The sequence below is a fragment of the Phyllobacterium sp. P5_D12 genome, from assembly GCF_054049495.1.
This window is the reverse complement of sequence record NZ_JBFUMG010000878.1, coordinates 1-1293: the sequence shown is the minus strand read 5'-3', so window position 1 is coordinate 1293 and position 1293 is coordinate 1. Positions and strand designations below refer to the sequence as shown.

Sequence of the window (1293 nt, the reverse complement as noted above, 5' to 3'; positions counted from 1 at the left end):
ATCATGATCCTGCATCAATTTATCGATTATGAAACCTTGCGCGTGATCTGGTGGCTGCTGATCGGCGTCCTCCTGATCGGCTTCGCCATCACCGACGGCTTCGACCTCGGCACCGGTACGCTGCTGCCGTTCGTCGCAAAAACCGATATGGAACGGCGTATCGTCATCAACACGATCGGCCCGATCTGGGAAGGCAACCAGGTCTGGCTCATCGTTGCTGGCGGAGCGATCTTTGCCGCCTGGCCGCCGCTCTATGCGGTATCCTTTTCGGGCTTCTATCTCGCCATGTTCGTCATACTGGCATCGCTTATCCTGCGCCCCGTCGGTTTCAAGTACCGGTCGAAGCGCGATAGCGACACGTGGCGCGCTGCCTGGGATTGCGCCTTGTTCATTGGCGGCTTTGTGCCGGCGCTGATCTTCGGTGTGGCTATGGGCAATGTTTTGCAGGGCGTTCCCTTCCGTTTCAACAACGACCTTCGCATCTTCTACGAAGGTTCGTTCTTCGGCCTGTTGAACCCGTTTGCGCTGCTGTGCGGACTCATCTCGGTCGCCATGCTGGTCATGCATGGCGGCGCGTGGCTGGCGCTGAAGACTTCGGGACCCGTGGCGGACCGTGCCCGCAGGTATGGCGGCGTTGCGGCACTGATCACCATCATCCTGTTCAGCCTTGCCGGGCTGTGGGTATGGGCCGGAGTCGGCGGCTACCGCATAACCAGCCCTATTGACCCTACAGGCGCGTCGAACCCCCTTATGAAAACCGTCGTTGAAGAAAGCGGCGCATGGTTTGCCAATTATGGCAACTATCCGGTGCTTCTCCTGGCTCCGCTATTTGGCTTCATTGGCGCGGCTGGCGCGTTTATCGGGCTGAGAGCAAGATGGGAGATCGCGACGATCCTTTCGAGCGCCCTGTCGATCTTCGGCATCATCTCGACAGTGGGCGTTTCGATGTTTCCATTTATCCTCCCCTCTTCGCTCGATCCGAGATCCAGCCTGACCGTGTGGGACGCATCGTCGAGCCATTTGACCCTGTTCATCATGCTGGTTGTTACGGTGATCTTCATTCCGCTGATCGTCGCCTATACGAGCTGGGTCTACCACGTCCTTTGGGGCAAGGTCGACGAGGACACGATCAACGACGAGAGCGGTCACGCTTACTAACGAAAGGACAAGAACATGTGGTATTTCGCCTGGCTTCTCGGACTGCCTTTCGCCGCCGCCTTCGCTGTACTGAATGCGATGTGGTACGAACTGGTGGAAGACGACAAATCCAGAAAGAAAACGGCAGAGAAGGAG

General features: G+C 57.7%; 2 protein-coding genes. Both read left to right on the top strand.

What is annotated here, in order from left to right; all coding sequences use genetic code 11:
* Window positions 1-3: 3 nt before the first annotated feature.
* The gene (gene cydB, locus ACXJ5O_RS27265) at window positions 4-1158 is read left to right on the top strand and encodes a cytochrome d ubiquinol oxidase subunit II (protein WP_457302639.1); all 1155 of its coding nucleotides are present in this window, start codon (window positions 4-6) and stop codon (window positions 1156-1158) included.
* Between the two features lie 15 nt (window positions 1159-1173).
* Window positions 1174-1293: cytochrome bd-I oxidase subunit CydX (cydX, locus tag ACXJ5O_RS27260; protein WP_457302638.1), on the top strand; the 120-nt coding region annotated here is incomplete at its 3' end.

What these genes read in the sequence shown, in the direction of transcription:
- cydB (WP_457302639.1), top strand. Translation starts at nt 4, where the DNA reads ATGATCCTGCATCAATTTATCGATTATGAAACCTTGCGCGTGATCTGG.